The organism is Helicobacter sp. UBA3407, from assembly GCF_949747025.1.
Lineage (GTDB): Bacteria > Campylobacterota > Campylobacteria > Campylobacterales > Helicobacteraceae > Helicobacter_D > Helicobacter_D ganmani.
On sequence record NZ_CATKCB010000062.1, the window covers coordinates 1 to 3,841 of the forward strand.

Genomic DNA, 3,841 nt, shown 5'->3' on the forward strand with positions numbered 1-3,841 from the left:
TGTGAGAAAATCTTTATAAAAGAGTAAATCTCAAAGATTTTTGCTCCTTGATAACGCTTGTGGCTATGGGGATTTTTCGTTGGCAATAAAAGACTTATGCTAAATTATAGTTTTCATCTAAAAGGCTACAAAGTTGCGTGAGGTTGGAATCTTAAATGCGCAATTACTCTGCCGAATTAGCGGAGATTTATCTATGATTCCATCTTCTGCGATTCTTTGCCCATCTTTTGTAAATCTCAAGTCTTTTTCCACTTCTACTATTGCTGAATTTGTGCTTTTGTGAATAGAATTAATAAGCAAATGCAAGATTTCAGAGCCTAAAACATATCCCAAACTAGCCTCTTGTGCGCTTAAATCCTTAAACTAATCGCTATATCTCCGCCCTGCCATTGCAGATAGATTAGCCTTAAGTCCCCTTATAGCCATTTTGTCTCTTTAGATTCCGCTAATTAAGCCCGTTCAATTAATCATCGTCATCTTCCAAATCTGGCGGAAATTGAAAAAGCGCACTTTCCATTTCCAAGATTCCAAAACGATAAACAATATGCGCATCACTACCTTGATTGCGCAAATTTTCTATCTCTGCATTTACAAACTCTTTAAGTCGCGCAATTAAACCCACAATCTCCTTTTGCCACTCTACACTCGTAGTAACAAAGAGTAAATATTCTGGATTATTCAAATAAATATCCGGCTTGTTTGCACTAAACTCTGTGCGCAATTTAGTCAAAATCCTCTCATAATCCTGCGTATTTGCGTGATATAAACTATAACTAAAGAGTAGTTTCGCCACTTATATTCCTAATGATTGATATGATAATTCGGTGCTTCTCTAGTAATCATCACATCATGCACATGCGATTCTCTAAGTCCGCTTTGTGTGATTTCTACAAATTCTGCTTTTTCCCATAAGGTTTCAATATCTTTTGCTCCCAAATATCCCATAGATGAGCGCAAACCTCCTAGCATTTGATGAATCACATCTGCAATCTTTCCTCTATAAGGCACGCGTCCTTCAATCCCTTCTGGCACAAGCTTCTCTTGCGCTGTTCCCTCTTGAAAATATCTATCCGCGCTCCCCTTATTCATTGCCCCCAAGCTTCCCATACCACGATAATTTTTGTATTGTCTTCCCTGATAAATAATGGTTTCTCCAGGAGATTCTTCTGTGCCTGCCAACATGCTACCAATCATCACATTAGAAGCACCCGCCGCCAAAGCCTTAGCAATATCTCCAGAATACTTGATTCCTCCATCGGCGATGACAGGAATCTCTGCTTTTTGACAAACTTTTGCCACCTCATTAATTGCAGTGATTTGTGGCACACCTACACCTGCGACAATTCTAGTTGTGCAAATACTTCCAGGTCCAATCCCTACTTTCACTCCATCAGCCCCTGCATCAATCAATGCTTGCGCTCCCTCACTTGTCGCGACATTTCCTGCAACAATATCCACCACCAAATGTTTCTTGATTTCTTTTACCGTCTCTATAATTCCCTTGCTATGTCCGTGCGCAGAATCCAATACCAATACATCAACTCCCGCATCTACAAGTGCTTTTGCTCTATCATATTGAAAAACACCAATTGCAGCCCCTACGCGCAAGCGTCCAAAATCGTCTTTATTAGAGTTTGGATATTCAATGCGCTTTTGAATATCCTTAATCGTAATCAATCCTTTGAGAACCCCCTTTTCATTAACAATAGGTAATTTTTCAATTTTATGTTTATTCATAATATTACGCGCTTCTTCTAAACTCGTCCCTTCTCTAGCAGTAATCAACGGAGCTTTGGTCATTACTTCTTTGACACAACGACTCAAATCTGTTTCAAAACGCATATCCCGATTCGTTAAGATTCCAATCAAATTTCCTTTATCATCTACCACAGGCACACCAGAGATTTTATAATTATCCGTAATAGCCTTTGCCTGAAACAAAGCAGAATCAGGGCTGATATAAATAGGGTCAATAATCACCCCGCTCTCGCTTTTTTTCACTTTTTTAATCTGTGCAACTTGAGAGTTTTCGTCCATATTTTTATGGATAATCCCAATCCCTCCAAGCCTTGCCATTGCGATTGCAGTGCTGTATTCTGTAACGGTATCCATTGCAGCAGAAACCAATGGAGCATTCAAAGCAATATTGCGGGAAAATTTTGTCTGCAAAGAAACCTCTTTGGGCAAAATCTCTGAATAAGCAGGAACTAATAAAACATCTTCAAATGTTAATGCACGCATTCTAATTCTCATCATTGCTCCTTTTATCTTAAGGTGTTTTCTAAATTTAATGCCAAATCTAGCAAAGTTTGTTCGCTAAATGCTTTGCCAATAAGCTGCATTCCTATTGGTAATCCCTCGTCCTCATCTACGGGAAGTGAGAGTGCAGGAAGCCCTGCTAGATTAATCCCAATCGTATAGATATCCTCTAAATACATTTGTAAAGGTGTTTTACAATCCTCAAACCCAAACGCCACGCTTGGAGCAACAGGAGAGAGAATTGCATCACAATCTTGCAAAATCGTATTGTATTGCCGTGCAATCAGTGTGCGGACTTTCTGCGCCTTAATATAATACGCATCATAATAACCACTACTTAACACAAAAGAGCCAAGCAAGATTCTACGCTTCACCTCATCACCAAAACCCTGCGAGCGCGTTTTCAAATACAGCTCCTTTAGACTACCAATGTCTTTGGCGCGGTTACCATAGCGCACACCATCAAAACGCGCTAAGTTTGAACTTGCCTCTGCAGTGCAAATCACATAATAAGCAGAGATGATATAGCTTGTATCCAACATTTCTTTTTCAATAATCTTATGTCCATTTTTGCTCAAAATTTCAATCGTTTTCTGATAAGCATTCTGGACATTTGTATCTGCGTCTTTTAGGAGCTCTGGCAGAATTGCAATTGTCATTTGAGTGTTTGGATTTAAATTTTTAAAAGTGCTTTGAGATTCTATATTTGCGCTTGTAGAATCCATTTTGTCATAACCCGCTATCGCATCATATAGAATCGCACAATCTGTAACATTCTGCGTAATAGGTCCGATTTGGTCTAGGCTTGAGCTATAAGCAACCAACCCATAGCGACTCACTCTTCCATAAGTAGGCTTCAACCCTACACACCCACAGAAACTAGCAGGCTGACGAATACTTCCACCTGTATCACTTCCAAGTGCTGCAAGCGCAATTCCGCCCGCTACTGCCGCCGCACTGCCACCACTACTTCCGCCGGGGACTTTATTGGGGTTTTTTGGGTTGAGTGTCCTACCATAAAAACTACTTGCGGTCGTACTTCCCATCGCAAATTCGTCCATATTTGTGCGTCCAAAAGGCGCAAAAGAAGATTTGAGGAGATTTTCTATCGCAGTAGCATTATAAGGCGCGATATAGCCTTGTAAAATATTGCTTCCACAAGTGATTTCCCACCCCTTTACATTGATATTGTCCTTAATCGCAATCGGTAGAAGTGCGTTGTTATAATCTTGCACCTCTCCAATATAGGCATTTAAAGAACTTGCTTTTATCTTTTCTTTCAATGTATTTTTAAGTGCTTTAATGCCATCAATATCAAGTTTGAGCGCATCTTGAAGTGTAGGAATACTCATTGGATTCTCCAAAGTAGATTAAAAATTGCGGAATTATAAAGAATCTTTGTTGAAAAGTTGGTAAAGCAAAGAAAGATTGAAAGAATTTCGTTTCTCGTTCTTGGGAGGAGCGGACGAAGCAATCTGATAATTACAGAATCTCATATTTAATTTTTGGATTCCATTGTAAAGGCTAAGTTTTGCAAGGTTATAGATTTTCAAATGTGGGCGTGGAAAGCAACTCACCCAAA

Annotated in this window: 5 protein-coding genes; all 5 read right to left on the reverse strand. The window is 39.4% G+C overall.

Annotated features, from left to right (window positions below):
• Positions 1–117 precede the first annotated feature (117 nt).
• A complete protein-coding gene (locus Q1553_RS01215) occupies positions 118–333 on the reverse strand; it encodes a hypothetical protein (RefSeq protein WP_115551152.1) in 216 nt (71 codons plus the stop codon).
• A gap of 130 nt (positions 334–463) precedes the next feature.
• A complete protein-coding gene (locus Q1553_RS01220; protein ID WP_115551153.1) occupies positions 464–793 on the reverse strand; it encodes a hypothetical protein in 330 nt (109 codons plus the stop codon).
• 8 nt (positions 794–801) lie between these two features.
• Positions 802–2,253, reverse strand: coding sequence for an IMP dehydrogenase (gene guaB, locus Q1553_RS01225; RefSeq protein ID WP_115551154.1), 1,452 nt, complete (start codon positions 2,251–2,253; stop codon positions 802–804).
• Between the two features lie 11 nt (positions 2,254–2,264).
• The gene (gatA, locus tag Q1553_RS01230) at positions 2,265–3,605 is read right to left on the reverse strand and encodes an Asp-tRNA(Asn)/Glu-tRNA(Gln) amidotransferase subunit GatA (RefSeq protein WP_181881607.1); all 1,341 of its coding nucleotides are present in this window, start codon (positions 3,603–3,605) and stop codon (positions 2,265–2,267) included.
• A gap of 39 nt (positions 3,606–3,644) precedes the next feature.
• Positions 3,645–3,841: hypothetical protein (locus Q1553_RS01235; RefSeq protein ID WP_300842690.1), on the reverse strand; the 197-nt coding region annotated here is incomplete at its 5' end.

Coding starts and splice junctions, on each gene's coding strand:
- guaB (WP_115551154.1), bottom strand. CDS start 2,253: ATGAGAATTAGAATGCGTGCATTAACATTTGAAGATGTTTTATTAGTT.